The organism is Candidatus Marinimicrobia bacterium CG08_land_8_20_14_0_20_45_22, assembly GCA_002774355.1.
Classification (GTDB): Bacteria; Fidelibacterota; UBA2242; order UBA2242; family UBA2242; genus 0-14-0-20-45-22.
In genome coordinates, this window is sequence record PEYN01000012.1 from 1 (window position 1) to 1,174 (window position 1,174).

The 1,174-nt window shown below is 43.9% G+C and carries 1 protein-coding gene; it reads right to left on the reverse strand.

Features of this window, described 5'->3' with window-relative positions; genetic code table 11:
• Window positions 1–371 precede the first annotated feature (371 nt).
• Entirely contained in the window at window positions 372–881 is a 510-nt protein-coding gene (locus COT43_00750) for a hypothetical protein (protein PIS30924.1), read from the reverse strand.
• Window positions 882–1,174: the final 293 nt, after the last annotated feature.

A 1,174-nucleotide genomic window follows, 5' to 3' on the forward strand; every position in this document is an offset into this window, starting at 1 on the left:
GGAGAACCGACCGTACCGGTAGCGATTCCAAAATCATGCGCCAATATTACGACATGTACTTTAAAGACTCGATCATCATCGAGCGGTATTACGACGCCAAAACCGAAGTTTATTATTCGCTTTGCCGCGCTCTCCGGTGACGAGAAACGGGTGGCTGGTTACAGATGACGGTTTTCACGGACAAACTCAATCTACCGAATTTTACTTAATCCTACTTAATCAATCCGCCGATGGCAGACAGGCCCATTCTACTCAATATACCTATTCTACCTATTCCAACTAACTCAGGACGGCGGTGCGTATTTGAAGTTGATAGTTCCGACTAATTGCCGACCTTGTTTGTCTCGTGGCACAACAAGTCCGATATACGTTTAAATTTTATGCGTCACTCGTTTTTCATAATGAAAATACATCGGCTTGACCAATGGTTTGAGAACCATCACCGTCGGTTCCATCTGGAATTCATAGCAATCCGTGACGTTGACGATCTTCGAACCGATGTGCTGGATTTGAAAATCGACAACCATCATTCGTTCGGGTACTAATAGTTTGAATGTTATCTGATTCTGCCTGAGAATTGTATCGATATTTTTCCGAACGATTTCTTCATGTCTGCCGGAGCGGGAATCGTGGATAGTGTAACCGATCAGGTCGAAGGAATCGTTTTTATACCGCACTTTCTCCGAGACGATCCATTGTCCAGACGCAGTGAAGTAATCGGTCGTTTTAATCGCCAGCCCATTCTTTTTGGTGTATCGACCCGTCAAACTATACACGGGCTTGCTTTCGATTGTAACATTACCGTAAAAATTCTCCGACGCTCCGAAAAGCGCGGACGTTAAGCAGAAGACCGTTAATGTCGTCATCCAACTTCGAATCATATCAAAATCCTGTTTCAATAAAAACGATAGTGCTAATTGGTAAAAAACAAAACCTGGTAGAACTTATCGAATCCCACTGAGAAAGGAAACGACCGGCTGATTTTGAAGTGGTGTGATGCCGGAAATGTTCCGGTTTGACGCACGATGCCTTTAAACTTCTTGAATGTCTGAGAAACGCTCGATAATTTCCGTCGGTTTGGCTCTCTGTATCTTTAACAACCGAAGGGAGGAGGCAATATGAACGCGTGGGATTTGTCTTTGAGTCTGAAAGATCTGGTGCTGGATTTTACTTA